The following is a 26288-nucleotide window of genomic DNA, read 5'->3' on the forward strand; positions in this document are numbered from 1 at the left end:
CCCGCCGCCATCCGCATCACGGTACGACGAATGTGGTCGTGGCAATGTGATGCAGCTTGTCGACCGGGCCGCCCGCGACCCGCAGGCGGCCGGTTTCGACCTGTGCGCTGTTCAGCAGATAGCGGCCCTTGCCGGCAACGGGGACGTCCACCGCGCCATCGGCACCGGCGGTCAGCTCCACGCTCTTCCGGTCGGGCGCAATCAGCGTCATCTTGGCGCTGGCCACCGGCTTGCCGTTGTGGAGCAGGGCGAAGCGGTTCGCACCGGCGGACAACGGCGCGATCTCATAGGTCATGCGCGTGCCCGTCTCGCTGCGACCGGCGCGGGCGTAATAGACTACGCCTTCCTTCGCTCCGGCCTCGCCCCAAGGCTGGAAAACCGAATCGTCGGTGACGCGCACGTCGCCAGGCGCGACCGCCGCTTCGATATACCCTGCGCGACGTACCAGCGGCACATTGGCCTGACCCACGATCTTGGGCGCAGTCAGGTTCTTGAACTCCGGATCGCCGCCGGCGGGCATCGCTTCGGCCGGTTCACCCAGATAGATGCGCGCCGGGCCGTTGCCGTCGCGCTCCACCCACACCTCATGCGCGTTCGCCGTTGCCGGCGCTACCAGCGCGATCATCAGGGCCAAACGTCGCATCAATTCTCTCCTGTTCTGCCCGATCTGCATAGTAATAATGCGATTAGGTCGCAATAGCGTTGCCTTGTCCAAAATGGGCCGATAGAGAATGGCGATATTGAAAGCGAGTCGCAAAAGGGGTTGGGGTGAAGCATTCGGTACGATCGCGCGCGCTGATGGGGCTTGCCGCGCTGTGTCTTCCCGCGCTGCCGGCATGGGCGGAACCGGTGTCGAGCGAACGGGCGGCAGAGGACGATGCGGAGGATCAGCGCGGTGAGGAGATCATCGTCGTTGGCAAAAGCTATGGGCAGGCCGTTGGCAAGACGGTCACCCCGCTGAAGGATGTGCCGAACACCATCACCGTGATCGATCAGGAACTGATCCAGCAACGCAACCTGTTCACGCTGGAAGACGCGCTGACCGCCACCAACGGCGTCACCATCACCGGGATCAGCAGCGAGGACCCGTCCTATCTGTCTCGCGGTTTCACCATCAACAACTATCTGGTCGACGGCGTACCGACCTTTGCCTTCGGCTTTCCGGCGGTGGTGCCCGACCTTTTCCTCTACGACCGGGTAGAGGTGCTGCGCGGCCCGGCGGGGCTGTTCAGCGGCGCCGGCAATCCGGCCGGCAGCATCAACCTGGTGCGCAAGCGTCCGCTCGACGAACGTCGCGTTAGTGCGCTGGCGGGCTATGGCAGCTTCCGGAATTTCCGGGGGGAGGTCGATGTCTCGACGCCGCTCGATCCGGTGTCGGGCATTCGTCTGGGCGCGATGGTCCAGGATCAGGATCAGTTCTTCGACGTGGCGCACCGTTACCGCTTCGCGGCGTTCGGTGTCGCCGACACCCGGATCGGCGACAACACGACGCTGACCGTCGGCGGCAATTACGACCTGTTCAAGCCCGCGATCCAGTCCGGCCTGCCCGGCATCATCGGCGGCGCGGATGGCAGCGAAGGGCGGCTGCTCGACGTGGCGCGGTCGACCTATCTCGGCGCGGACTGGAACCGCTTCCGCTCCGAAAGCTGGTCGGGCTTCGTCGAACTGGCCCACCGCGTCAGCGACCGCTGGACACTGCGTGCGACGGGGCTGTTGAGCGACGTCGATCGCATCGACGTGTACAGCTATATCGGCAATCAGCCGGTCACGCCAACCAACGGCGTCACCAGCCATATTGCCTATCGCGGCGACAGCACGATGCAAACGCGCTCGTTCGATTTCAACGGGGTAGGGAGCTTTCCTGCCTTCGGGCGCGAACAGACGCTGATCCTCGGCGCGGACTATCAGGCGAGCACGTCGACGTCGGCCAGTGCGCGTCGTTCGAACTATGCGACGATCAACGTGTACGATCCGGTATCGCCGACCGAGCCCGATCTCGATCCCTATACGCTGGCGACCGGCAAGGCGGTCAACGGCAGCGTGACCGATGTCGAGCAATATGGCCTGTACGGACAGCTGCGACTAAGCCCGCTGGCCGGGCTGACGCTGGTCGGCGGCGGCCGCATGACGTGGTGGGACACCACGATCATGCTGATCTCGGCGCAACTGGTCCGGGGGCTGCCCTCGACCTACAGCTTCGACGAACGCTTCACCCCCTATGCCGGGGTGGTGTGGGACGTCACCCGCGACCTCAACCTCTATGCCAGCTATGCCGACAGCTTCACGCCGCAGGCGCCGGTCGGCGGGCGTATCCGTCCGGATGGTCGCGCGCTCGAACCGCTGATCGGCGAACAGTATGAGGCGGGCAGCAAGCTCTCGCTGATGGACAAGCGCCTGCTGCTGTCGGCGGCGGTGTACCAGATCACGCAGAAGAACCGCGTCTTCAACGATCCCAACCTCGACACGATCGTCTATCAGATCGGCAAGGTCCGCGCGCGCGGCGTGGAGGCGGAGGCGAGTGGCGAAATCCTGCCCGGCTGGCGCATCAATGGCGGTTACAGCTATACCCGGACCGAATATCTGGAGGACGCCAACCCCGTGCTGGAGGGCCTGAGCCTGCTGCCGGTGATTCCGGAGAATATGGTGAAGGTCTTCACCAACTACGAACCGGTCGACGGACCGCTTGCCGGCGCCAGCATCGGCGCGGGGGTGACGTGGTTCGATTCGACCTGGGCCGGAAATCCGGCATTCTACAATGCCAACGGCACGCTGCGCACGCGCTCCAGCATCGTCCGGCAGGGGGCCTATGCCGTTGCCGATGTCCGGGCCGGCTATCGTATCAACGATAATCTCTCGCTCGCCATCAACGTCAACAACCTGTTCGACCGCAGCTATTACGCCCGCATATCGTCGACCGGACGAGGCAATTACTATGGCGCACTGCGGACCGTGCTCGCCAGCATCCGGGCAACCTTGCCATGAGTGCCGCCGGGCAGGTGCGCCATGTCCTGTGGCGGCGGGTCGGCGACAACGCGTTGCGGCTGATCGCTGCGCTGCCGGTCGGCTATGCGGTGGCGAGCCTCTGGTCGATGGCGCTCGCCCGCATCCTGCCCGGTGATCCGGTACAGGCGACGATCGCCGCTGCGTTGATCGCGCTGGTCCTGTGCGCGCTGGCGGCGATGTGGGCCTATGCCGCGCGTAGCGGCTGGCGCGCCCTGTGGACGTTGGTCGTCGCGGGGGCAGTGGCCGGCGGAATTTGCTGGGGATCGATCGCGGTCTGGGGACGGATATGAGCAAGGGATTTCGCCAGTCGCAATCGACGCTGCATACCTGGTCGGGACTGCTGCTCGGCTGGCTGCTGTTCGCGGTGTTCGTCGCCGGTACGTCGGCCTATTGGCGCGAAGCGCTGAACCGCTGGGCGCGGCCGGAACTCAGCCGGATCGATGATCGCGATCGGGTCGTGGAAGGGGCGGTCGCGTTCCTGTCGCGCAAGGCGCCCGAGGCACAGAGCTGGTTCATCACCGTGCCGACGACGCAAAGCGCCGGTGCCGATCTGTTCTGGGTGCCGCAGGCCAAGCCCGGCGAGGAAGGTCGTCGACGCGGGCGGCGTGACACCCGCGCCTTTATCGGCAGCGACGGGCAGGAGGGGACGGCGCGCGAGACGCGCGGCGGCGACTTCTTCTACCGCTTCCATTTCGACCTGCATTATATGCCGGTCTTCTGGGCCCGCTGGATCGTCGGCATCGCCGCGATGTTCATGCTGGTCGCGATCTTCACCGGCATCGTGACCCACAAGAAGATCTTCCGCGACTTCTTCACCCTGCGACGCGGCAAGGGGCAGCGATCCTGGCTGGACGGGCATAATGCAACCGCCGTCCTCGCGCTGCCGTTCCACCTGATGATCACCTATACCGGCCTCGTCACGCTGATCGCGATGCTGATGCCCTGGGCGATCGTCGCCAATTACAGCGACGAATCAAAGCTGTACGCTGCGGTCTTCCCCGAAGCACCGGCGGTCGAGCGGACGGGGCGCCCCGCGCCGCTGACCGATCTGGTCAGCGTGATCCGCGATGCCGAACGTCGCATGGGCGGAACGACGGGCTATGTCACCGTCCTCAACCCCGGCGACGCCGCTGCGCGCATTTCGCTGACCCGTTCGGGCACGTCGATGCTGTCGGCGCGCAGCCCCAGCATCGCCTATGGCGGTGTGACCGGCCGCATGTTGTGGCAGGCCCCGCCACCGGGCGGCGCGGTGGAGACGCAGGGCGTGATGGTCGGGCTGCACGCCGGCCGGTTCGGCGATTACCCGATGCGCTGGCTGTATTTCCTGTGCGGCATCGCCGGCTCGCTGATGGTCGCCAGCGGGTTGGTGTTGTGGACGGTCAAGCGGCGGGAGCGCCTGCCGAACGCGGCCCGACCGCCCTTCGGCTTCCGCGTGGTCGAGCGGCTAAACATCGGCTTCGTCGCGGGATTTCCGCTGGCGATGACGATCTATCTCTGGGCCAATCGCCTGTTGCCGACCAGCCTCGCCGCACGTGCCGATGCCGAGATCAACGCGATGTTTGCCGGATGGGCGGCGATCTTCCTCTACTCGCTGGCACGGCGGCCGACACGGGCATGGGTCGAACTGCTGGCGTTGCAGGCGGTGCTGCTGATCGCGTTGCCGCTCTACAACATCGTTGCCCTGCCCACCGGCCTGTTTGCGACCATCGGATCGGGCGACTGGGCATTGGCCGGTGCCGACCTGACCTTCCTTGCGCTTGGTGCCGGGTTCGGCTTCGCCGCATGGCGGGTGCACCGCTATCGCCCGAAGGCGCGGCGTCCCGCCCGCAATGCCGCTATCGTTTCCTCCAATCTGGCGCCGGCCGAATGATCGCTCTCGCACTCCTCATCGCGCTCGGCGCATTCTCCCTGCTCGCGCTCGCCAGTGACCGGCACCAGCATCGCTGGGAAGGCATCGACATCGCCTGGCGGCGGCGCGGCGGATGGGCGCTGGTCGCGCTGACCTTCGTCACGGCCTTCGCCGCCTGGGGGCCGGTCTATGGCGCGATCGGCGGGTTCGGGCTGCTGATGCTGGGGGCGGGGGCGAGTTTCCTCGCCCTCAACCTGACCCAGCGTTAGAGCGCCGCCGCCGCCCATTCCCCGAACGCATCGCGGGCGCGGGCGGTATACATCTTCTTGCGATCGGCTTTCTTGGTCCGGCCGGGGATCGGCGGCATCAGCCCGAAATTGACGTTCATCGGCTGATAGGTTTCCGCGACTGCCGCCCCGGTGATGTGGTGCAGCAACGCGCCAATCGCCGTCTCGACCGGCGGCGGCGCCAGTTCCTTGCCCGCCAGTTCGGCCGCGGCGAAGCGGCCCGCCATCAGCCCGACCGCCGCGCTTTCGACATAGCCCTCGCACCCCGTCATCTGTCCCGCAAAACGCAAATGCGGGCGAGTTTTCAACCGCAGCGTCGGGTCGAGCAGTTCGGGCGAGCGGATAAAGGTATTGCGGTGCAGCCCGCCCAGCCGCGCGAACTCGGCATTCTCCAGGCCCGGGATCGTCCGGAACAACCGCACCTGCTCGCCATGCTTCAGCTTCGTCTGAAACCCGACGATGTTCCACAACGTACCGGTAGCATTGTCCTGCCGAAGTTGAACAACAGCATGCGGCCAACGCCCCGTACGCGGATCATCCAACCCGACCGGCTTCATCGGGCCGAAACGCAGCGTGTCGAGCCCGCGTTCCGCCATGACCTCGATCGGCATGCAGCCTTCGAAATAGGGGACATTCTCCCATTCGCGAAACTCGGCCTTCTCGCCCGCGAGCAGGCCGGCGTGGAGCGCTTCATACTGTTCGCGGCTCATCGCGCAGTTGATGTAATCCTTGCCGTCGCCCTTGTTCCAGCGGCTCTGGAACCATGCCTGCTCCATGTCGATCGAATCGAAATGGACGATCGGGGCGATGGCGTCGAAGAAGGCGAGTGCCTCGGCACCGGTCGCGCCGCCGATATCACCGGCCAACGCGGGGGCAGTCAGTGGGCCGGTGGCGACGATCGTCATGCCGGCATCGGGTAGGGTATCGACCCGTTCGCGGACGATGGTGATGTTGGGATGCGCTTCAAGGGCGGCAGTTACCCCCGCCGAGAAGCCGTCGCGATCCACGGCCAGCGCCGACCCCGCCGGGACCTTGTGCTCGTCGCCCTTTGCCATGATGAGCGATCCCAGCGCGCGCATCTCGGCATGCAGCAGCCCGACCGCATTCGATTCGGCATCGTCGGAACGGAAGCTGTTGGAACAGACCAGTTCGGCCAGGTCGTCGCCCTGATGCGCCGGCGTGTTGTCGCCGCCGCCACGCATTTCCGACAGGCGGACTTTGGCGCCGGCCTCCGCCAACTGCCATGCGGCTTCGGAACCGGCCAGACCGCCGCCGATGATGTGAACGTCATATTGCATGGCAGGCGTCTAGGCCGATCAACGATAACGGGCAATGAACGTACGCCGCGGACCATCGTTTTATGGACGGGGTGCCGGCACGACGGGATGAACGCATGAAAATCTATACGATCGGCTATGAAGCGGTGACCATGGCGGAATTCGTCGCGGCGTTGCAGGCTGCCAGCGTGCGCCGGGTCATCGACGTGCGTGCGCTGCCGCTGTCACGCCGACCCGGCTTTTCGAAGTCGTCGCTCGCCGCCGAACTCGCGACGCACGACATCGACTATGTCCATCTGAAGGCGCTCGGCACGCCGAAACGTGGGCGCGACGCGGCGAAGAAGGGCGACGTCGCTACGTTGCGCGCGGTCTATGACGAGCAGCTCGAACTGCCCGAGGCTCAGGCACAGGCCGCGATCATGCTGGACCTGGCGGCGGAGATGCCGTCGGCGCTGCTATGCTTCGAGCGGGAGCCGGCGCATTGCCACCGGACGTTGCTGCTCGAAGCGGTCGGGCAGGGGGCGGAGGTGATCGAGCTGTACGCCTAGACCCTCCCCGGCACGGGGAGGGGGACCATTCGCAGCATGGTGGAGGCGGGTATCCCCATACGGAACGGTAGCGTTCGCGGGCATTCCCCTGCACCATCGCCTCGGCGACGGTCCCCCTCCCCGCAGGCGGGGAAAGACCTTCAGCCCGTGATTGGCCGCTTCACCTTGCCGTCCTCATCCCGGTGCAGCGGCCCATACGCCACCACCGCGTTGAGCGGCAGTGGAGCATAGAGGTGCGGGAACAACTGACCGCCACGCGACTCCTCCCACTTCACCGCATCACCCAACGCCGCCAGATCGACTTCCGCCACATGCAGGTCGTCCTGCCCGGCGAAATGCTTGTCGACCGTTTCAGTTAACTGCTCGAAGGTCGATAGATGGACATACCCGTCCGCCAGATCGACCGGCGCGCCGGCAAAGCTGCCATCGGCCTCCAGCGCCGCCATCTGCTGGGCGGTCAGCACCTTGAACGCGGTGGTCGGGGTCATTCCTCGACATCCCCTTCGCTGATCGTGTCGGGGCCGGTGCCGTCGTCGAGCACGATATCGCCCTCGGCCGCCGGCATCGCGGCGCGTTCCTCGGCGACGATCGCTTCGGCCTCGTTCTCCGGCGTCTCGTCCTCGTCGATCTTCGCCGCCGACACGACCTGCTCGCCAAAGCCCACGCGGAAGATGGTGATCCCCTGTGTATTACGACCCGCGACGCGAATGTCGCCGACGGTCGTGCGGATCAGCTTGGCCTGATCGGTCACCAGCATCAGCTGTTCACCATTATGCGCCGGGAAGCTGGCAACGACCGGCCCGTTGCGGTCGGACGTGACGATGTTGGTGATCCCCTGACCGCCGCGCCCGGTACGGCGATATTCATAGGCCGAGGTCCGCTTGCCGAAGCCGTTGGCGGTGACGGTCAGGATGAATTCCTCCGCCGCCTCGAACTCGGCCATGCGTTCGGCAGGCAGCGTGATTTCGCGGTCGCCTTCCTTCCAAGGTGCGGCCTTGAGGTACTGCTCGCGCTCCTCGGCGCTCGCCTCGAACCCGCCCAGGATCGACAGCGAGATGACGTCGTCGTCCTTGCCCAGCGAGATACCGCGCACGCCGGTCGACGTCCGGCTCTGGAACTCGCGCACATCGGTCGCGGCGAAGCGGATCGCCTTGCCCGCCTTGGTCGCCAGGAGCACGTCGTCGGTTTCCGTCAGCAGCGCCACGCCGATCAGGCGATCGTCGCTGTCGTCGTCGAAGCGCATCGCGATCTTGCCGGCGGTCGGAATGTTCGCGAACGCGTCCATCGAGTTGCGCCGCACCGTGCCGTTCGCGGTCGCGAACATGACGTGCAGGTCGCTCCACCGCTCCTCGTCCTCGGGCAGCGGCAGCACGGTCGAGATCGTCTCGCCCGCCGCCAGCGGCAGCAGGTTGACCATCGGCCGTCCGCGCGTCGCCGGACCGCCCTCGGGCAGGCGCCACACCTTCATGCGGTACACCTTGCCCGCGGTCGAGAAGAACAGCACCGGGGTGTGGGTGCTGGTCACGAAAAGGTTCGTGATCGCATCCTCATCCTTCGTCGCCATGCCCGCGCGTCCCTTGCCGCCGCGCTTCTGCGCACGGAAGGCATCGAGCGGGGTGCGCTTGATATAGCCCTGCACCGTGACCGTGACGACCATGTCCTCGCGCTCGATCAGGTCCTCGTCATCGATGCCGTCGGCGGCACCGGCGATCTCGGTCCGGCGCGGCGTCGCGAATTCGGCGCGGACGTCGACCAGTTCCTGCCGCATGACGGCATAGAGCTTGGCACGGTTCCCGAGAATCTCGAGCAGGTTCCCGATGGACCCGGCCAGTTCCTTCAGCTCCTCGCCGATCTCGTCGCGGCCGAGCGCGGTCAGGCGGTGGAGCCGCAGGTCGAGGATCGCGCGGACCTGGAGGTCCGACAGGCGGTAGACGTCGCCGGTCGTGTCGGATTCGACCGCCTCGACCAGCTTCAGATAGGGCGCGATCTCCGCCACCGGCCATTCGCGCGCCAGCAGCGCGGCGCGGGCGGCGGCGGGGCTTTCCGACCCGCGGATGATCCGCACCACCTCGTCGAGGTTGGTGACCGCGATCACCAGACCCAGCAACAGGTGCGCCCGCTCGCGCGCCTTCGCCAGTTCATACTTCGACCGGCGCGTAATGACCTCTTCGCGGAAGCCGACGAACGCGTCGATGATTTGGCTGAGGTTGAGCAGTTCGGGACGACCGCCGCGGATCGCCAGCATGTTCGCCGCGAAGCTCGACTGCGCCGGCGTGTGCCGCCACAGCTGGTTCAGCACCACGTCGGGCGTCGCATCGCGCTTCAAGTCGATGACGATCCGCACGCCTTCGCGGTTCGATTCGTCGCGAATGTCGCTGACGCCTTCGATGCGCTTGTCCTTGGCGGCCTCGGCGATCTTTTCGACCAGCCCCGACTTGCCGACCTGGAAGGGAATTTCGGTGAGCACGATCGAGCGCCGCTCGCCGCGCGCCTCGACGATGTGGCGCGACCGCAGGATGATCGACCCGCGACCGCCGGCATAGGCAGCGCGCGCGCCGGCGCGACCGAGCATCAGCGCGCCGGTCGGGAAGTCCGGTCCGGGCACGATCTCGCACAGTTCCTCATGGGTCAGCGGCTCGCCACCCTCGACCCGGCGGTCGATCGTCGCGAGACAGGCATCGACCACTTCGCCCAGATTGTGCGGCGGCACGTTGGTCGCCATGCCGACCGCGATACCGCCTGCACCGTTGACCAGCAGGTTCGGGAAGCGCGCCGGCAGGACCGCCGGCTCCCGTTCCGACCCGTCATAGTTCGGCACGAAATCGACCGTATCCTTGTCGAGATCGTCGAGCAGCGCCATCGCCGACTTGGCGAGGCGCGCCTCGGTGTATCGCATCGCGGCGGGCGGATCGGGGTCCATCGACCCGAAGTTCCCTTGACCGTCGATCAGCGGCAGCCGCATCGACCAGGGCTGCGCCATGCGCGCCAACGCGTCGTAGATCGCGGTATCGCCATGCGGGTGATATTTACCCATCACGTCGCCGACGATGCGCGCCGACTTGCGATACGCCTTGCCCGGCACGAAGCCGCTTTCCTGCGCCGAATAGAGAATGCGCCGATGCACCGGCTTCAACCCGTCGCGCACGTCGGGGAGCGCGCGCGAGACGATGACGCTCATGGCATAGTCGAGATAGCTCGACCGCATCTCGTCCACGATCGAGATGGGGGCGATATCGGATGGGTCGGCGATCAGCGTCGCGTCTGTCAAAGTTCGATGCTTTCGGGGAATGTTTCGGTTGCATGGCAGATTAGCCGGTCGGGGGCGGAAAGCCAAGTCTCGCGACCGGGATCAGGGCGGTTCGGAACATGGTGCGGCGCAGCGTGTTGCCCCTGACGATGCGCGATCTTCAGCAAGCCTTTAACGCCCTGCCGCCGGCCGCCGCCGATCTGGGCACCATCGTCCTGTCGATCCTCGCGGCGCTGCTGCTGCACGCCGCCACCTTCCGGGTACTTCGCCGTTTTGCCGAGCGAACGCCGGGGTCGGTTGATGACGTTTATGTCGACCATGCGTGGCGACCGATGCGCTGGATTCTCGTCGCGATGGCGCTTGCCAGCGTCCGCAAGCCGCTGCGCCTGCCCGACCGCTGGGACGATTTGTGGACGCAGATGGCGGGACTGGTCGTGCCGCTGCTGATGGGCTGGTTCGCCATCGCGATGATCCGCGCGTCGGTAAAGGCGGTGGAGGTCGCAACCGACATCACCGTCGCCGACAATCTGCGCGCGCGGCGGCGGCGGACGCGCAGCGCGATCCTCGGCCGGATCGCGATCATCGCCATCGGCTTCATCACCGTCTGCCTGATGCTGCTCTCCATCCCCAGCATCCGCTCGGTCGGCGTCACGCTGATGGCATCGGCGGGCCTTGCCGGCCTTGCGGTCGGTGCCGCGGCCCAGCCGGCGCTCAAGAACATCATCGCCGGCGTGCAGATGGCGTTCACCGAACCGATCCGCATCGACGACGTTGTCATCATCGAGAATGAATGGGGCCGGATCGAGGAGATCCGCCTGACCTATGTCGTCGTCCGGTTGTGGGACGAACGGCGCCTCGTCGTGCCGGTGTCGAAATTCCTCGAATCGAGTTTCCAGAACTGGACGCGGACGACCAGCGGCCTGTTGGGATCGGCCTTCTTCTGGCTGGACCCGACGACCAACATCCCGCGCCTGCGCGAAAAGTTCGAGGAACTGGTCGAGGCCGATCCGCTGTGGGACGGGCGCGCGCATGTGTTGCAGGTGACCGATACCAAACCCGACGCGATCGAGGTCCGCATCCTCGCCACCGCGTCCGACGCCGCCCGCGCGTTCGACCTGCGCTGTTCGCTGCGCGAGGGGATGCTGGCCTATATCCGCGACGAAATGCCCGAAGCCCTGCCGAAGCGGCGGCTGTTGGTGGAGGAGCAGGAAGCGCCGCCCCACTAATCCGTCATTCCGGCGGAGGCCGGAATCCATGGACACGGACGGCCTCGGCTGGAACCGCGACCTCACCCCATCCATCGATTCCGGCCTTCGCCGGAATGACGTTAGGCCCTATTGGCAGCGATGAACGCGTCCACGTTGCGGCCCAGCACCGTCATCGGCACGCCACCGCCCTGCACGACCAGATCGTTGAACGCCTTGAAGTCATAGCGCGGTCCGAGCGCCGCCTGCGCCTTCGCGCGCAGCCGCACGATCTCCGAATGACCGACCTTGTAGCCGCATGCCTGACCCGGCCAGGAACAATAGCGGTCGACCTCGCCCGACACTTCGTCGACGCTCGATCCGTTGGTCGTGGCGAACCAGTCGATCGCCTGCTGCCGGGTCCAGCGCTTGGCATGCAGCCCGGTGTCCACCACCATCCGGCACGCGCGGAACGCCAGCGACTGCAGATAGCCCAGCCGCCCGACGGGATCGCCGTCATAGGCGCCCAGTTCATCGCCCAGCTGCTCGGCATAGAGCGCCCAACCCTCTGAAAAGGCATTGAACGCCATCAACGAGCGGATGAGCGGCAGGCGGAACGTATATTCGCCCTGCCACACATGGCCCGGTATCGCTTCGTGATACACCAAAGTCGGCAGCGAATAGCGCGTCCAGATGCCGGTGGTCCGCAGGTTGATCCACATGCGGCCCGGCGTCTTGCCGTCGATCGATCCCGCCCCGCCATAGGCGCCGGGCGCGCCCGCTTCCTCGACCGGCGGAATGCGCTTCACCTCGACATTGCCCGGCGCCAACGTATTGAACGCTCGCGGCATCCGCGCGCGGATATCGTTCAGGCGGTTCTGGACGAGGACCATGATCTGCGCCCGGCCCGGATCGCCTTCTGGAAAGACGAAGCGCGGATCCTTGCCCAGCGCCGTCATCCGCTCGCCGACCGATCCGGCGGTATAGCCCAGCTTGCGCAGGATCGGGTCCATCTGCCCCTGCAGCCGCGCCAGTTCGTCGCGGCCCTGCGCATGCACCTGATCGGGCGTCATCGGCGTGGTGGTCGACGCGCGCAACGCCCAGGCATACCAGCGATCGCCATCGGGTCGCGCCCACATGCCCGCATCGGCTGTCGCCTTCGCACGGTCGGCGCGGACGGCCGCGATCTGCCGGTCGAGCGCCGGGCCGACCTTGTCGCGCGCAATGGCGGTGGCGCGTGCGGTCCAGTCGCCGGGAATGTCCTTCGTCCGCCGGGCAAGCGAGGTGACGATGTCCCATGTCGCTGGGTCACCGCCACGCGCCTTGCCCAGCTGCGTCAGCGTCTTGTCGAGCAGGAAGTCCGGCGCGACCACCCCGCGTGCCGATGCCGCGCGCATCCGGTCGGTTTCGCCATCCAACTGCGCGGCATAGCTGTCCAGCCGCGCCAGATAGGCATCGGCATCGGCCTTGTTCGCGATGCCGTGGTCGCTGTCGAGGAAGCGCGGCACGTCCAGATAGGCCCCGACATTCTGGATGACGACATAGGGCGTGTTGCGCCACCCGCCGACGGCGACATCGCCGTAAGGGAGGGCAAAGCCGTCCAGCGCGGTTTCGAACGCGGTTCGCACGACATCGACATCGGTACGGGTCGTGGGCGACAGCGCGTCGGTATCGATGGCCTTGAGCGTTGCGACATGCGCTTGCAGATGCTCCGCCAGGCGCCGCTGCCCCGCCGCCGACCGGTCGCCCAGCCGGGATTTCAGCGCGGCGCGCGGGCCGGTATCGATGCCCAGCCCGGTCGCGCTTTCGGGTGAATCCTGCAGCCAGCTTTCGGCGATCTGCGACAGCGTGGCTTCGGCCGCGCGGTCGGCGGGGCTCGCAATGGCCTTGGTCACAGTCTGCTGCGCACGGGCAGGCAGGGCGGCGGCGAGCGTCGATGCGGCAGCACCGGCGATCCAGTCGCGGCGGGTGAGGTCCATGGCAGTTCCTTCGGGCAAGATCGTTCGCGGCGATACTTGTCGCGCGAACGCGCGGCGTCAATCGGCCGCCACGACCTGAACCACCGCGCCGCTGACGCCGACGATCCGGACGCGCGCCCCGGCCGGCAGGTCGGGGCCGCGTGCGATCCACTCGCTGTCGCCGACGCGCACCCGCCCGCTGCCGCCGACAATCGCCTCGACCACCGTCACCGACTGGCCGATCAGCCGTGCGCCTCGATCGTTCAGCAACGGATCGTCGCTGTCGACCGGATAGTCGGCATACCAGCGCCGCCCGATCAGCACCGTGATGACGCTCCACGCCCCGAACACCGCCAGCTCCGCACTCACCGTCAGCGCCGGGAACAGCAGCGCCAACAATCCGGTGATCCCGGCGGCGATCGCGATGAAAACCAGGAAGACGCCCGGCACCGCCAGTTCGGCCACGCCCAGCGCGACCGCCAGCAGCAACCATGCATAGCCGCTGTTGATCATCGCACCGGTGGCTCGAACGGTCCGGCGGGCCGCTCGCGCACCGGCTGGGCAGGCGCGGGGGCAGGGGCCTTGCCATCGCCCAGCGCTTCCTTGGCGAGCTGGCCGATGCCGCCCAGCGTACCGATCAGCTGGGTCGCCTCGACCGGGAACAGGATGGTCTTGGCATTGGGGCTGGTGGCGAACTTGCCGACCGCCTCGACATATTTCTGCGCGATGAAATAATTGATCGCCTGCGTGCCGCCCGCCTCGATCGCGTCGCTGACCACCTGCGTCGCCTTGGCCTCGGCCTCCGCCGCGCGCTCGCGGGCTTCGGAATCGCGGAAGGCGGATTCGCGCCGCCCTTCGGCTTCGAGGATGCGGGCCTGCTTCTGGCCTTCGGCGCGCAGGATCTCGGACGCACGCGCCCCTTCCGCCTCCAGGATATTGGCCCGCTTCTCGCGCTCCGCCTTCATCTGGCGACCCATCGCATTGACGATATCGGCCGGCGGGCGGATGTCCTTGATCTCGACTCGGGTGATCTTCACGCCCCACGGGTTCGTCGCATGGTCGACCACGCCCAGCAGTCGCGCGTTGATCTCGTCACGCTTCGACAGGGTTTCGTCGAGGTCCATTGACCCCATCACGGTGCGCAAATTGGTCGTCGTGATCTGCTGGAGCGCGACGTACAGGTCGGACACTTCATAGGCTGCCTTGGCCGGGTCCAGCACCTGGAAGAACACGACGCCATCGGTCGATACCATGGCATTGTCGCGGGTAATGATTTCCTGACCCGGTATATCGATCACCTGCTCCATCATGTTCACCTTGCGGCCGACCCGATAGAAAAAGGCGGGGTAGAAGTTGAACCCCGGCTTCGCGACGGCGGTGAAGCGGCCGAAATGCTCGATCGTATATTGATGCCCTTGCGTGACGATCTTCACGCTCGCGAACAGGTACAATACGACCATCAGAACGATAGCGGCGATCAGGCCCAAGAGCATCGGTCGTCCCCAGCTTGTGTTTTGTCCCTTGCTGTCTAGCATGACCGACCGATGGAACCAGCGATAACCCTAGCACCGCGGAGCGTTTTGTTCGTGCCCGCGGTCCGACCCAGCATGATCGCCAAGGCGGCGGGCCTGCCCGCCGACCTGATCGTCCTCGACCTCGAGGACGCGGTACGCGACGCGGACAAGGCAGGCGCGCGCGAGGCGCTGCCGGTCTCGCTCGAATTGCTGCATGGTCGTTGCGCCGGGGTCAGGATCAATGCGCCCGGCACGCCCTATTTCGCAGAGGATCTTGCCGCGATCCGGTTGGCCAATGTGGCGCTGGTGGTGGTGCCGAAGGTGGAATCGCCCGCCGACCTTGCGCAACTCGCCGGTCATCCGGTGCTGGCGATGATCGAGACGCCCGCCGGGGTGCTGGCGGCACCGCAGATCGCGGCGACGCCCGGCGTGGTCGGCCTGATGGTCGGCACCAACGACCTCGCCGCATCGCTGCGCCTGCCGCCGGGTGCCGGGCGGGGGTCGTTGTCGCATGCATTGCAGACCGTCGTCATCGCCGCGCGGGCGGCAGGCGGCTGGGCGATCGACGGCGTCTTCAACGCACTGAAGGATGCCGCCGGACTGGCGCAGGAATGTGCCGATGGGCGCCTGATGGGCTTTGACGGAAAGTCGCTGATCCATCCCGACCAGATCGCGGTGGCGAACACGGCCTTTTCACCCAGCGCCGCCGAAATCGAAGAGGCGACGGCGCTGGTCGCTGCCGCGCGGGGCGGGGCGGAGCGGTTCCAGGATCGCATGATCGAGGACATGCACGTCGAAATGGCACGCCGGACGCTGCAACGCGCGCCTTGACGCTTGCCCGTAACGGTTCGGGTCGATAGTGGGGCGCATGACGCTCCGCCCGATCCTCGGACTCGCCGCCCTGCTGTGCAGCACGCCGGTCCTTGCCCAGTCGATCACGCCGCAGATGCTGCGCGACCATGTCGCGGTCCTCGCCAGCGATACATACGAAGGACGGGAACCCGGGACCGCCGGTGGCGATCGTGCGGAAGCCTATGTGTTGCAGGCATTTGCCGATGCGGGGCTCAAGCCGGGCGCACCCGATGGCCGCTGGCGGCAGGAAGTGTCGCTGACCAGCGTCCGCTCGGTATCGAGCAGTGGATCGGTCACGCGCGACGGTCGGACGACTTCGCTGCCCGGCGTAGTGGCCACGGGCAAGATGCCCGACACGCGCATTGCCGGGGTCGGCATGGTCTATGCCGGTGGGCTGGACGGTGCGGCGCTTGCGGCGGGACCGGTTCGCGACAAGGTCGTCGTGATGACGCTGGGGCCGGGGCGTAGCGCGAAGCTGGAGGCGCTCGCCCGTGCCGGTGCCGCCGCCGCGATCTTCGTGGCGCCCGCGACGCTCAAGGAAGCGGAACTGCGCGAGGCGTTCGGCCATGCCACCGTCCGCGACGGCAGCGTCGAACCGATGCTCGTCGCCTATCTTTCGGAAGCGCAGGCGGCCGCGCTGCTCGGTCCGCAGGCCGCCACGCTGACGAAAGTTGGCGCCGCTAAGGATTTTCGCGCCGTCGCGCTGGACGGAACGGTCGCTCTGTCGGCGGTCACCGTCCGCAACCGCTACACCACTGCCAACATCGTCGGCATGATCCCGGGCACCGCGACGCCGAACGAAGCGGTGCTGCTATCGGCGCACTGGGATCATATCGGCATCTGCCGTCCCGAAGGCGCACCCGACCGCATCTGCAACGGCGCGGCAGACAATGCCAGCGGCACTGCGATCCTGATCGAGGTCGCCAAGGTCCTCGCCAAGGGGCCGCCGTCCAAGCGCAGCATCTACTTCGTCGCGACCACCGCCGAGGAAAAAGGGCTGATCGGTGCCGATGCCTATGCCGCCGCGGTCGCCGAAACCCCGCTGAAGATCGTCGCGAACCTCAATATCGACACCGCCGCGATCGTGCCGACCGGCATGCCGGTGGCGATGGTCGGGCGGGGCAACCATCCGAAGATCGACGCCATCGTCGACGCCACCGCCCGCGCGATCGGCCGCAAGGTCGATACCGATACCGAAGCGAACATCATGGTGCAGCGCCAGGACGGCTGGGCGTTCGGAAAGCGCGGCATCCCCGCGGTGATGGCCACCGGGTCGGTCAGCGACATGAAGCGGCTGTTCGCCTATCTCGAAGGGCCGTACCACAAACCCAATGACGACCTCGCGCACATCGACCTGTCGGGTGCCGCCGAGGACGCCGACCTGCATGTCGCGCTCGCCCGTGCGCTTGCCGATCCCGCCCGCTACCCCGCCAACTGAGACGAGACGACGCTTCCCATGGATATCACCCTCGGCCTGACCTTCGACGACGTGCTGCTGGTTCCGCAGGAATCGGACGTGCTCCCCAGCCAGGCCGACCCGCGCACCCGCGTCGCCCGTAATCTGGCGCTCAACATCCCGTTCCTGTCGTCGGCGATGGACACCGTGACCGAAGCCGACATGGCGATCGTCATGGCGCAGCTGGGCGGCATCGGCGTGCTCCACCGCAACCTGACCATCGAGGAACAATGCGCGGCGGTCCGTGCGGTCAAGCGTTTCGAAAGCGGCATGGTTGTCAACCCGATCACCATCACCGCCGACGCCCCGCTGTCGGCCGCCCGCGCGCTGATGGAACGCCACCGGATCAGCGGCATTCCGGTCGTCGACGCCTCGGGCAAGCTGGTCGGCATCCTCACCAACCGCGACGTCCGTTTCGCCGAGAACCCGAACCAGCCCGTTGCCGAGCTGATGACGAAGGACAATCTTGCCACCGTTCGCATCGGCGTTGCGCAGGAGGAGGCGCGTCGCCAGCTGCACCAGCGCCGCATCGAGAAGCTGCTGGTGGTAGACGACAATTACCACTGCGTCGGCCTGATCACCGTCAAGGATATCGAAAAGGCCGTCACCTATCCCAACGCGACCAAGGACGGCGCCGGGCGCCTGTGCGTCGCAGCCGCCACCACGGTCGGCGACAAGGGCTATGAACGGACCGAAGCGCTGATCGAGGCCGAATGCGACCTGATCGTCATCGACACCGCCCACGGCCATAACCGCCAGGTTGCGGAAGCGGTGAAACGGGTGAAGGCGATCGCCCCGCACGTCCAGGTCATCGCCGGCAACGTCGCAACCGGCGAAGCCACCCGCGCGCTGATCGATGCCGGGGCTGATGGTATCAAGGTCGGCATCGGCCCGGGCTCGATCTGCACCACCCGCGTCGTCGCCGGCGTCGGCGTGCCGCAGCTGACGGCGGTGATGGACGCGGCCAAGGCGGCAGCCGGCACCGGCGTGCCGGTCATCGCCGATGGCGGCATCCGGACCTCGGGCGATGTCGCCAAGGCGCTCGCCGCCGGCGCATCGGCGGTGATGATCGGATCGCTGCTGGCCGGCACCGAGGAAGCGCCCGGCGAAACCTTCCTGTACCAAGGCCGCGCCTACAAGAGCTATCGCGGCATGGGTTCGGTGGGTGCCATGGCCAAGGGGTCGGCCGACCGTTATTTCCAGCAGGATATCAAGGACCAGCTGAAGCTCGTGCCCGAAGGGATCGAGGGGCAGGTCGCGTTCAAGGGCCCGGCCAAGGACGTCATTCATCAGCTGGTCGGCGGCGTGAAGGCAGCGATGGGCTATACCGGATCGCACACCATCACCGAATTGCAGGATCGCGCGCGCTTCGTCCGCATCACCAATGCCGGCCTGCGCGAAAGCCACGTCCATGACGTGACGATCACCCGGGAGGCGCCGAACTACCCCACGCGCTGATCGGCACCCCGTCACAGGCGCACGCAACGCCCGGCCCCGAAATCGGGTGCCGGGCGTTTGCGGGTACGTTGACGGCCATCCGCATCCCGCTGGATTGATCTAGGTTATGTTGGTAGCGTCGCGTATCAATTTTCAGGAAGTTTCGGCATGAATCCCGCAGCGCGGACCCAGGCGGCAATCGATCTGGTCGATGCGATCATCGATGCAGCGAAGAGCGGCGGTGCGGCGGCGGATCAAGTGGCGAAGCGCTTCTTCGCGGCGCGGCGCTATGCGGGGTCGAAGGACCGTCGTGCGATCCGCACGCTGGCCTATGACGCCGTCCGACGATTCGGACCGGTCCCGGTATCGGCCCGCGCCGCGATCGTCGCGATGGCCGACGCGGACGCGGCGCTGGCAGCGACGTTCGACGGATCATCCTATGGTCCGTCGCCCATTACCGTCGACGAACCGCGCGCCGAAACCGGTCTGGCACCGGCATGGCTGGTCGACGCCTTTCGAAGCTCGGAATTGGGCGATGCCGACCTCGCCGCGCTGCTCGAGCGCGCACCGCTCGATATTCGGGTCAATCGCCTCCGCGCCGACCGGGACGCCGTTCTTGCCGAGCTGGGAGGCGAGCCTGCGGTCGATCTGCCCGACGCGATCCGTTTGCCCGCCGATGCGCCGCTCGATCAGGACGGCGTGTTGCAGGACGGCCGCGCCGAGGTGCAGGATTTCGGCAGCCAGATCGTGTCGCTCGCCGTCGGCGCGACACCGGACGGCTTCGCGATCGACCTGTGCGCCGGCGGCGGCGGCAAGACGCTCGCCATTGCCGCGCAGATGGCGGGGCGGGGGCGGATCCTCGCCACCGATACCGATCGGCCGCGCCTGTCGCGGCTCGCGCCGCGTGCCGCCCGTGCCGGCGTGACCATCGCCGAGCCCCGTCTGCTCGATCCGGGCAAGGAGGCGGCGATGCTGTCCGATGTTGCAGGTCAGGCGGACTGGGTGATGGTCGATGCGCCCTGTTCGGGCACCGGCACCTGGCGCCGCAATCCGGAGGCGCGCTGGCGGCTGACGCCGGATCGGCTCGACCGGGTCGTGGCGACCCAGGCACGATTGCTCGACGTGGCGGCTGGCCTTACCTCGCCGACCGGCACCATCACCTATGTCGTCTGTTCGCTGCTGGACGCCGAAGGCAGGGGTCAGGTCGATGCGTTCCTGTCGCGTCATTCCGATTGGCAAGCGCTGCCGCTTGCATTGCCGCGCGGCCGCGTCCACTGTCGGGGCATGCGCCTGACCCCGGCATCCGACTCTACCGACGGTTTCTTCGTCGCACGGCTCGGCCGGGCATAAGGTGCCAGTCGCTCGGTCGGAGATGTTGATGCGGTTCACCTCGGTTTCGGTCGCGGGCGCGCTGGTGCTGGTTTGTGCATCGGCCTCGCTCAGCGGTCAGCGTCCCGACAATCAGGTCGATCCGCGGTCGATGGCGCTGCTGCAACAGGGGCGCGCCGCGCAGGCCGCCGGCGACACCAATGCCGCGACCGGCCTGATCGAAAGCGCGCTGGTGATCGATCCGCGCAACCGCGCCGCCTATATCACCCTTGCCGATATCGCTCGCGCGCAGGGGCTGCCCGGCAAATCGATCCGCCTGTACCGCGAGGCGCTGAGCCTCGAACCGAACGACGTCGCCGCGCTGAAGGGTGAGGGCGAGGCGCTGGTCCAGAAGGGCGCCGTCAATCGTGCCAAGGATACGCTGGCCAAGCTCAAGACGGTGTGCGGCGCGACCTGTCCGGCAGCGAACGAACTGGCGGCGGTTATCGCCAAGGGCCCGCCGGTCACCGCGACCGCGCAGCAGACCCCGCCGGTGGTTCCGGGCGCGCCGAAGCCTGCCACGCCGCAATAAGCGCTGGTTCAAGGAAGGTTGGATTCGCGCGAAGACGCGAAGGCGTTGCGCGTGTCGCAACGGCCCGCCACGCCAGCGGCGGCAGCACCGGCCCTCGCCGCGCGAGACGTCACCCGTTCGCGGGCCGTCCGCTAGAAACGCAACCCCTTCGCGTCTCCGCGCCTTCGCGTGAACCCCTTGTTCCTAAACTGACAGTGCCCGCGCCAACGTCACGAACTCGGCGACGGACACCGTCTCCGCCCGCCGCGTGACGTCGATCCCGACCGCTTCCGCAGCCTCGATCGCGCCCGGCACCGCCTTCAAGCTCTGCCGCAGCATCTTGCGCCGCTGACCGAATGCCGCCGCCGTCAGCCGCTCCAGCACCTTCAGCGAAACGCCGTCCGGCGCATCGGTCGGCACGACATGGACCACCGCCGACATGACCTTGGGCGGCGGGGTGAAGGCGCTGCGATGCACCGGCATCGCGATCCGCGCCGTGCTGCGCCATTGCGCCAGTACCGCCAGCCGGCCATAGGCATCGTCATTGGCGCCCGCGACGATCCGGTCCGCGACCTCGCGTTGGAACATCAGCGTCAGGCTCTGCCACCATGGCCGCCAGTCGCTCGACAGCCAGCCGACGAACAACGCGGTGCCGACATTGTACGGCAGGTTCGACGCGATGTGCGGCCGCCCTTCGAACAGCGCGGGAGCATCGATCTCAAGGGCATCTCCCTCGATCAGCCGCAGCCGTCCCGGGAACAACGCCCCTAGCTCCTCCAGCGCGGGAATGCAGCGATGGTCGCGCTCGATCGCCGTCACCTTCGCGCCCGCCAGCAGCAATGCCCGCGTCAGGCCACCCGGACCTGGTCCGACCTCCAGCACCTCCTGATCGTGCAGATCGCCCGGTACGCGTGCGATCCGGTCGAGCAACTGCTGGTCGAACAGGAAATTCTGCCCCAGCGCCTTGTTCGCCGACAGCCCGTGCCGCTGGATGACGTCACGCAGCGGCGGGAGCGGGGTAAGCGGCGCGACACTCATGCGACGGCGGCCCGGCGCGCGGCCGCCTCGCCCGCCATACGGATCGCCGCGATCATCGCGCCCGGCTCGGCCACGTCTTCCCCGGCGATATCGAACGCGGTGCCGTGATCGGGCGACGTCCGCACGATCGGCAGGCCCAGCGTAATGTTGACCCCATCGTCGAAATGCAGCGTCTTGATCGGGATCAGCGCCTGATCATGATAGGCGCACAGTGCCGCGTCATATTTCGCCCGCGCGCGCGGATGGAACATCGTGTCCGCCGCCAGCGGTCCGACGATGTCGATCCCTTCGGCCCGTAACTGCGCGACGGCCGGCTGCATCACCTCGATCTCCTCGCGGCCGATCGCGCCGCTCTCGCCGGCATGCGGGTTCAGCCCCGCCAGCGTCAGCCGGGGCGCGGCGATCCCGAAATCGCGGGTCAGCCCTCGCGCCGTCGTTCGCGCCCGCGCGACGATCAGCTCGACGGTCAGCGTCGACGGGACGTCGGCCAGCGGCTCGTGGATCGTGATCGGCACCACGCGCAGCGTCGGTCCCGCCAGCATCATCACCGCATTCTCGCGCGCCACGCCGCACCGCTCCGCGACGAATTCGGTCTGCCCCGGATAGGTAAAGCCGACGCGATACAGCTCCGCCTTGGAGATCGGCGCGGTGACCAGCCCCGACGCGGCATCCGATCGCGCCAGTCCCACCGCCAGCTCGAGCGACTGGAGCGCGCAGCGTGCCCCGCCGATATCCGGCCGCCCCGGCACGATCGCATCGCCATCGACCACCGACACGACGGGCAGCGCACGGTTGAACACCTTCGCCGCGTCGCGCGGATCGTCGATCCGCTCTACCGGCCCGGTCCAGACCTGCGATACCGCCCGGACGTCGCCGACCGCGAAGAAGCAGGGCAGCGCCTCCGTCTCCCGGCGCGCCCATGCCTTTGCGATCACCTCCGGGCCGATACCCGCCGGATCGCCCATCGATATGGCGAGCGGAGCGACAACCGGCATCGCGCCCGCCCCCTCAACGATACTCGATCACCGCATCGCGCCGCAGGTCGCGCATCATCCGCTGGGCACGCAGGTTCACGCGCTCCTGTTCCAAGCCCTGCTGGATCTGCGCCGCGCTCGGGATGCCGGCGGTGCGCGGGTCTTCGCGACCGCACAGGATCAGCACGCGGACGCCGTCCTTGGGGGAACCGAACGGCGGCGTCGCCTGTCCGACGTTCAGCTTCAGGATGATGTCCTGCAGTGCCGGCGGCAGGCTGCGCAGCACCACCGAGTCGTTGTCGACGACTTCGGCCTTCTGCGCCTGCGCGATCTTGGTCGCATCGCCGCAACCGCGGATCGCCTGCGTTGCCTCGGTAAAGGCGGCGACCTTCGCGCTCGCCTGCGCCTCGGTCGTGCCGGGGGCGAACGGCAGGAACAGCTGGCGCAGCGCCAGCTTGGCGTCGCGCGGATCGGCCATCAGCACCTGCCGCTTGTCGGCCAGGTACAGGATCGAATAGCCGCCCGGCACCTCGATCGGGCCGGCGATCTGGCCGACCTGCATCTGGGTGGCGGCGCGCTGCAACGCGTCGGGCAACATATTGAGCCGGACGAAGCCCAGGTCGCCACCGACCGCGCGGGTCGATGCTTCGGAGAAGTTGCGCGCGAAATATTCGAACGGAGCGCCCTGGCGGATCTGTTCGATCATCTTCTGCATCGCGCCCTGCACCTCGGGCGCGCGGTCGGGCGTTGCCGCCATGTAGATTTCGCGAAGGCTATATTCTTCGGTGCCTTTCGATTCCTCCATCCGCTTGATGACCGCGGCGACTTCTTCCTCGCCCACGTTCACGAACGGTTCGACCTGCCGCCGCAGCAGCCGGCTCCACGCCAGTTCGCCCTCGATCTGGCGGCGCAGCGACCGCTCCGACGAGCCGGCGGTGCGCAGATAGGCACGCAGCTGTTCCGGCGTCTGGTTGAAACGCTGCTTGGCCAGCCGGTTGAAGCTCTGCTCCAACTCGGCAGGCGTGACGGTGATGTCCTTTGCCTTCGCCTGCTGGATCTGCAGCGTCTCGTCGATCAGCTGACGCACGACCTGCGCGCGCAGCACTTCGCGATCCTCGGCGGTCAGCTTGTAATCGTTCAGCGCGACGATCAACGCCATGCGCTGGTCGACATCGGTGCCGGTCAGCACCGTGTCGTTCACGATCGCGGTCGGCTTGCGGATATTGGGGTCCAGCTTGCCGAAGATCGTCGGGTTGCCCGGCAGGTTCAGGTTCGCGCCGGGCACGTCCTGCCCGTCGCTAACCGTCTGCGCGGCCAGCGTTGCGGCGGCGGCGATCGCGACGAAACCGGCGATCGAACGGCCGATACGGCCGGCATTCACGATGTTCTTGGTCACTTGGTCGTCATATCCCATGCGCGGATGATCAGGGCGGTGCCGCATCATTCGGGCAAATTCATGGCCCGCCGCGCCTGAACAGAGCCTTATCGTCCCAGGTTCTTCAATGCCAGCGTTACCAGATAGCTGCTGCCGCTGCGCGCGTCGCCGATCCGCTGGTAATCGCGCTTCCAGGTGAGGCCCAGCCGCAGGCAGTCGTCCTCATACTGCACGCCCAGCCGGTGGCGGATCGGGTCATAGCCGTCCGACAGCGACAGCGAATCCTCCGACTTGTCGGTCAGGTCGACGGTGGCGGAGGCGAAGGCCGACCAGAACGGCCCGAACGCCGCCCGCGCGCCGACGCGGATTTCCTCGCGATCCTGCAAATCTTCCAGCTCGTCGATGTCGCGGTTGAGCCGCAGATAGCCGACCTGGACATAGGTCCGCCGGCTGCCGACCGTCGCGTCCACTTCGTTGCGGCGGATCTTCAACCCGTCCTTGTCCAGCCGGTAGCGGTGGGTGAAGGTCACCAGTTCGCGGAACCGCATGTCGGTGCGACCGACGATATCGGAAAAGCGGTCGTCCAGCCCGGTGCCGCTGGGCAGGATGCTCGCCCGCTGGCTGGTGCGATAGCTTTGCCCGACCGTCGCCGCCACCGCCACGCCCGGCAGGTCGAGCGCATAGTCGAGGCCATAGGTGACGCGCGACGAATCCTCGAACCGGTCATATCCGGCGAAGCGATTGAGCGCGAAGAGGTTCGAATCCTCCAGATCGACCGCGCGCGCATCCTCGTTCGGCACGGCGAGATTGGCGATCCTGGGCGATGCGACCAACTGCACCCGCGGAGAAATCCGCTGCGTGCCGCGCCCGATCGCGCCGACGAACGGCCAGCGGACATCGACCGCCAGCGCGGCGATCCCGCGCGGGGTGAAGCCTTCGTCGCCGCGATAGCTGAGCACCGCCGTATCGATCGTATCGCGCGCGTTGTACGCATCGGCACGGCCATAGGCGGTGAACGTCACCTCCTGCCCCAGCGGGGTATAGCGGGTCAGGTCCCAGCGCGCGGCGACGAAGGCGCGCTGCGTATCCTGTCCCTCGCTGCGGCTGATCGCCAGCGTGTTCAGCTGCACCTGCGCGACGCCGCCCAGCAACCCGTTGAAGCGGCGGCGATAATCGATCTCGGGCAGCGCGATCGGCTGCATCCCCTGATCGTCGCCGACGCGCAGCGTCTGCACCGCCCAGCCGCTGATCGAGAGCATCGTATCGCGGTCGATCCGCTCCACCGTCACATTGTTGCGCAGCCGGTCGTCGCGCGAAATGTCGTAGCGGCGCAGGAACGTCTGGTCGGTGGCATAGCGCAGCGACCCCGACACGCTCCAGTTCGGGTCGAGCTGGAACCGGCCGACCGTATCGATATAGCCGCGGAACGACCGCTCGGTCCCGGTCGGCGACGCGCCGAGCACCAGGTCGTCGCTGCGCCGGCTGACCGTTGCATAGCCCTGCACCCGGTACGCGCCCTTGCTCGACAGCGACCGGTAATCGGCCTGCAGCATCGGCAGGACGGCGGTGAAGACATGTGGGGTGATTGTCAGGTCGCGATTGGGCGCGAGGTTGAAATAATAGGGGACCGCGACTTCCAGCCCGTTGACCCGGTCGAGCCGGATCGACGGCGCCAGCAGCCCCGAATCGCTGCCATCGCCGATCGTGTGCGAGAAGGACGGCAGCGGGATGGTCGGCAGGCCGAAGATAGTCAGCCCCGCGCCGGTATAGCGAATGCGCTTGCGCGTCGGGTCGTACCGGACCTTCAGCGCGGTCATCTTCCACGACGGCTCCTTGGGACAGCCGGCGGAGTTCGTGACCGAACAGGGTGTATAGGCGGCACTTTCGACCGTCACCACGCCGTTTTCCGACCTGGTGCCGCGCTTCGCCGCGATCCGGCCGCCTTCGTCCAGCACGACCAGCATGTTGTCGACCACGCCGTCCTTCAGGCTGTCGGTCAGCTCGATCCGGTCGCCATAGGCGACGTCACCTTCCGGGTTGGTGACCGCAATATTGCCGTCGGCCACGACCTGTCCGGTCTTGCGGTTCCACGTCACCCGGTCGGCACGCAACCGGTTGCCCTCGCGCAGCAGCCGCACCTCGCCGGTCGCGGTCACGACATCGGCGTTGCTGTCATATTCCAGCAGGTCTGACGAAAAATCGATCTGGTCGCTGGTCGCGGGCGTCGGCAGCGCGCTTCCCGGTGGCGGAGGCGGAAGGCTGCGATCCTGCAGGTCCTGTGCGACCGCAGGGCCGGCGATCGCCAGCGTCAGGCCAAGGGCAAGCGACCCCAACGAACGCTTCACTAGTCTCGCTTCCCCAAACCGTTTGGCGCCCGACCCGCGGACGCTCGTTCCGCGCTATTGCATCG

At 67.1% G+C, this 26288-nt stretch carries 22 protein-coding genes; 11 read left to right on the top strand and 11 right to left on the bottom strand.

Translation table 11 applies throughout. The features are described from left to right. Positions 1 to 16: 16 nt before the first annotated feature. The gene (locus CA237_RS03180; protein ID WP_232307836.1) at positions 17 to 643 is read right to left on the bottom strand and encodes a DUF4198 domain-containing protein; all 627 of its coding nucleotides are present in this window, start codon (positions 641 to 643) and stop codon (positions 17 to 19) included. Between the two features lie 125 nt (positions 644 to 768). On the opposite strand from CA237_RS03180, the gene CA237_RS03185 reads away from it, so the two are divergent. The 4 genes from CA237_RS03185 to CA237_RS03200 are packed head-to-tail and all read left to right on the top strand — an operon-like array spanning position 769 to position 5121. Further along, a complete protein-coding gene (locus CA237_RS03185; RefSeq protein WP_241215421.1) occupies positions 769 to 2982 on the top strand; it encodes a TonB-dependent siderophore receptor in 2214 nt (737 codons plus the stop codon). Then, positions 2979 to 3293, top strand: a complete 315-nt coding sequence (locus CA237_RS03190) for a hypothetical protein (RefSeq protein ID WP_066687809.1) — start codon at positions 2979 to 2981, stop codon at positions 3291 to 3293. Before CA237_RS03185 ends, CA237_RS03190 begins: the two co-directional genes overlap by 4 nt. After that, the gene (locus CA237_RS03195) at positions 3290 to 4873 is read left to right on the top strand and encodes a PepSY-associated TM helix domain-containing protein (RefSeq protein ID WP_126012758.1); all 1584 of its coding nucleotides are present in this window, start codon (positions 3290 to 3292) and stop codon (positions 4871 to 4873) included. The genes CA237_RS03190 and CA237_RS03195 overlap by 4 nt, the downstream gene beginning before the upstream one ends. After that, entirely contained in the window at positions 4870 to 5121 is a 252-nt protein-coding gene (locus CA237_RS03200) for a DUF3325 family protein (protein WP_164523816.1), read from the top strand. Before CA237_RS03195 ends, CA237_RS03200 begins: the two co-directional genes overlap by 4 nt. Here CA237_RS03200 and trmFO read toward each other — a convergent pair. Then, complete coding sequence (gene trmFO / locus CA237_RS03205; protein ID WP_126012764.1) at positions 5118 to 6437, bottom strand: methylenetetrahydrofolate--tRNA-(uracil(54)-C(5))-methyltransferase (FADH(2)-oxidizing) TrmFO; 1320 nt, start codon at positions 6435 to 6437, stop codon at positions 5118 to 5120. The two genes, CA237_RS03200 and trmFO, sit on opposite strands and share 4 nt — an antisense overlap. Positions 6438 to 6532: 95 nt before the next feature. On the opposite strand from trmFO, the gene CA237_RS03210 reads away from it, so the two are divergent. After that, entirely contained in the window at positions 6533 to 6964 is a 432-nt protein-coding gene (locus CA237_RS03210; RefSeq protein ID WP_206432941.1) for a DUF488 domain-containing protein, read from the top strand. Positions 6965 to 7104: 140 nt separating this feature from the next. On the opposite strand, the gene CA237_RS03215 is transcribed toward CA237_RS03210, so the two are convergent. Together CA237_RS03215 and gyrA are read right to left on the bottom strand one after the other, a co-directional pair. Beyond that, positions 7105 to 7452 carry a DUF952 domain-containing protein gene (locus CA237_RS03215; RefSeq protein ID WP_126012770.1) on the bottom strand — a complete coding sequence of 116 codons (348 nt, stop codon included), beginning with the start codon at positions 7450 to 7452 and terminating at the stop codon, positions 7105 to 7107. Further along, positions 7449 to 10232, bottom strand: a complete 2784-nt coding sequence (gene gyrA, locus CA237_RS03220) for a DNA gyrase subunit A (protein ID WP_066687821.1) — start codon at positions 10230 to 10232, stop codon at positions 7449 to 7451. Before gyrA ends, CA237_RS03215 begins: the two co-directional genes overlap by 4 nt. A gap of 98 nt (positions 10233 to 10330) precedes the next feature. Between gyrA and CA237_RS03225 the strand changes: the two genes are divergently transcribed. After that, entirely contained in the window at positions 10331 to 11437 is a 1107-nt protein-coding gene (locus CA237_RS03225; protein ID WP_241215422.1) for a mechanosensitive ion channel domain-containing protein, read from the top strand. Between the two features lie 101 nt (positions 11438 to 11538). Here CA237_RS03225 and CA237_RS03230 read toward each other — a convergent pair whose 3' ends face one another. From CA237_RS03230 to CA237_RS03240, 3 genes are read right to left on the bottom strand one after another with little or no spacing between them, the layout of a single operon-like run. Further along, complete coding sequence (locus CA237_RS03230) at positions 11539 to 13374, bottom strand: DUF885 domain-containing protein (protein ID WP_126012773.1); 1836 nt, start codon at positions 13372 to 13374, stop codon at positions 11539 to 11541. 57 nt (positions 13375 to 13431) lie between these two features. Further along, complete coding sequence (locus CA237_RS03235) at positions 13432 to 13866, bottom strand: NfeD family protein (protein ID WP_066687829.1); 435 nt, start codon at positions 13864 to 13866, stop codon at positions 13432 to 13434. Further along, the gene (locus CA237_RS03240; RefSeq protein WP_066687831.1) at positions 13863 to 14846 is read right to left on the bottom strand and encodes an SPFH domain-containing protein; all 984 of its coding nucleotides are present in this window, start codon (positions 14844 to 14846) and stop codon (positions 13863 to 13865) included. Before CA237_RS03240 ends, CA237_RS03235 begins: the two co-directional genes overlap by 4 nt. Positions 14847 to 14897: 51 nt before the next feature. Between CA237_RS03240 and CA237_RS03245 the strand changes: the two genes are divergently transcribed. From CA237_RS03245 to CA237_RS03265, 5 genes are all read left to right on the top strand, one after another. Next, complete coding sequence (locus CA237_RS03245) at positions 14898 to 15698, top strand: CoA ester lyase (RefSeq protein WP_066687832.1); 801 nt, start codon at positions 14898 to 14900, stop codon at positions 15696 to 15698. A gap of 37 nt (positions 15699 to 15735) precedes the next feature. Then, complete coding sequence (locus CA237_RS03250; RefSeq protein WP_126012776.1) at positions 15736 to 17157, top strand: M28 family peptidase; 1422 nt, start codon at positions 15736 to 15738, stop codon at positions 17155 to 17157. Between the two features lie 18 nt (positions 17158 to 17175). After that, the gene (gene guaB / locus CA237_RS03255) at positions 17176 to 18633 is read left to right on the top strand and encodes an IMP dehydrogenase (RefSeq protein ID WP_066687836.1); all 1458 of its coding nucleotides are present in this window, start codon (positions 17176 to 17178) and stop codon (positions 18631 to 18633) included. Between the two features lie 147 nt (positions 18634 to 18780). Continuing rightward, entirely contained in the window at positions 18781 to 19962 is a 1182-nt protein-coding gene (locus CA237_RS03260; protein WP_126012778.1) for an RsmB/NOP family class I SAM-dependent RNA methyltransferase, read from the top strand. 28 nt (positions 19963 to 19990) lie between these two features. Further along, on the top strand, positions 19991 to 20512 hold the full coding sequence (locus CA237_RS03265; RefSeq protein ID WP_066688125.1) for a tetratricopeptide repeat protein: 522 nt from the start codon (positions 19991 to 19993) through the stop codon (positions 20510 to 20512). A 183-nt stretch (positions 20513 to 20695) separates the two neighbouring features. Here the strand turns inward: CA237_RS03265 and rsmA are convergent, their stop codons facing one another. From rsmA to lptD, 4 genes are all read right to left on the bottom strand, one after another. Further along, entirely contained in the window at positions 20696 to 21529 is an 834-nt protein-coding gene (gene rsmA / locus CA237_RS03270; protein ID WP_126012785.1) for a 16S rRNA (adenine(1518)-N(6)/adenine(1519)-N(6))-dimethyltransferase RsmA, read from the bottom strand. After that, a complete protein-coding gene (gene pdxA, locus CA237_RS03275; protein ID WP_126012788.1) occupies positions 21526 to 22524 on the bottom strand; it encodes a 4-hydroxythreonine-4-phosphate dehydrogenase PdxA in 999 nt (332 codons plus the stop codon). Before pdxA ends, rsmA begins: the two co-directional genes overlap by 4 nt. A gap of 13 nt (positions 22525 to 22537) precedes the next feature. Next, the gene (locus tag CA237_RS03280; protein ID WP_232307839.1) at positions 22538 to 23899 is read right to left on the bottom strand and encodes a peptidylprolyl isomerase; all 1362 of its coding nucleotides are present in this window, start codon (positions 23897 to 23899) and stop codon (positions 22538 to 22540) included. Positions 23900 to 23985: 86 nt separating this feature from the next. After that, positions 23986 to 26223 (bottom strand): LPS assembly protein LptD, encoded by a 2238-nt coding sequence (gene lptD, locus CA237_RS03285; protein WP_126012791.1) that lies wholly within the window; start codon positions 26221 to 26223, stop codon positions 23986 to 23988. Positions 26224 to 26288 lie beyond the last annotated feature (65 nt).

Origin of the sequence: Sphingomonas sp. ABOLH (assembly GCF_003951715.1) — a bacterium.
Classification (GTDB): domain Bacteria; phylum Pseudomonadota; class Alphaproteobacteria; order Sphingomonadales; family Sphingomonadaceae; genus Sphingomonas; species Sphingomonas hankookensis_A.

What these genes read in the sequence shown, in the direction of transcription:
- CA237_RS03235 (WP_066687829.1), bottom strand. Translation starts at nt 13,866, where the DNA reads ATGATCAACAGCGGCTATGCATGGTTGCTGCTGGCGGTCGCGCTGGGC.
- CA237_RS03225 (WP_241215422.1), top strand. Translation starts at nt 10,331, where the DNA reads ATGGTGCGGCGCAGCGTGTTGCCCCTGACGATGCGCGATCTTCAGCAA.
- CA237_RS03215 (WP_126012770.1), bottom strand. Translation starts at nt 7,452, where the DNA reads ATGACCCCGACCACCGCGTTCAAGGTGCTGACCGCCCAGCAGATGGCG.
- CA237_RS03195 (WP_126012758.1), top strand. Translation starts at nt 3,290, where the DNA reads ATGAGCAAGGGATTTCGCCAGTCGCAATCGACGCTGCATACCTGGTCG.
- CA237_RS03190 (WP_066687809.1), top strand. Translation starts at nt 2,979, where the DNA reads ATGAGTGCCGCCGGGCAGGTGCGCCATGTCCTGTGGCGGCGGGTCGGC.
- trmFO (WP_126012764.1), bottom strand. Translation starts at nt 6,437, where the DNA reads ATGCAATATGACGTTCACATCATCGGCGGCGGTCTGGCCGGTTCCGAA.
- CA237_RS03230 (WP_126012773.1), bottom strand. Translation starts at nt 13,374, where the DNA reads ATGGACCTCACCCGCCGCGACTGGATCGCCGGTGCTGCCGCATCGACG.
- CA237_RS03250 (WP_126012776.1), top strand. Translation starts at nt 15,736, where the DNA reads ATGACGCTCCGCCCGATCCTCGGACTCGCCGCCCTGCTGTGCAGCACG.
- guaB (WP_066687836.1), top strand. Translation starts at nt 17,176, where the DNA reads ATGGATATCACCCTCGGCCTGACCTTCGACGACGTGCTGCTGGTTCCG.
- pdxA (WP_126012788.1), bottom strand. Translation starts at nt 22,524, where the DNA reads ATGCCGGTTGTCGCTCCGCTCGCCATATCGATGGGCGATCCGGCGGGT.
- CA237_RS03240 (WP_066687831.1), bottom strand. Translation starts at nt 14,846, where the DNA reads ATGCTCTTGGGCCTGATCGCCGCTATCGTTCTGATGGTCGTATTGTAC.
- CA237_RS03180 (WP_232307836.1), bottom strand. Translation starts at nt 643, where the DNA reads ATGCGACGTTTGGCCCTGATGATCGCGCTGGTAGCGCCGGCAACGGCG.
- CA237_RS03245 (WP_066687832.1), top strand. Translation starts at nt 14,898, where the DNA reads ATGGAACCAGCGATAACCCTAGCACCGCGGAGCGTTTTGTTCGTGCCC.
- CA237_RS03210 (WP_206432941.1), top strand. Translation starts at nt 6,533, where the DNA reads ATGAAAATCTATACGATCGGCTATGAAGCGGTGACCATGGCGGAATTC.
- CA237_RS03260 (WP_126012778.1), top strand. Translation starts at nt 18,781, where the DNA reads ATGAATCCCGCAGCGCGGACCCAGGCGGCAATCGATCTGGTCGATGCG.
- CA237_RS03265 (WP_066688125.1), top strand. Translation starts at nt 19,991, where the DNA reads ATGCGGTTCACCTCGGTTTCGGTCGCGGGCGCGCTGGTGCTGGTTTGT.
- rsmA (WP_126012785.1), bottom strand. Translation starts at nt 21,529, where the DNA reads ATGAGTGTCGCGCCGCTTACCCCGCTCCCGCCGCTGCGTGACGTCATC.
- CA237_RS03200 (WP_164523816.1), top strand. Translation starts at nt 4,870, where the DNA reads ATGATCGCTCTCGCACTCCTCATCGCGCTCGGCGCATTCTCCCTGCTC.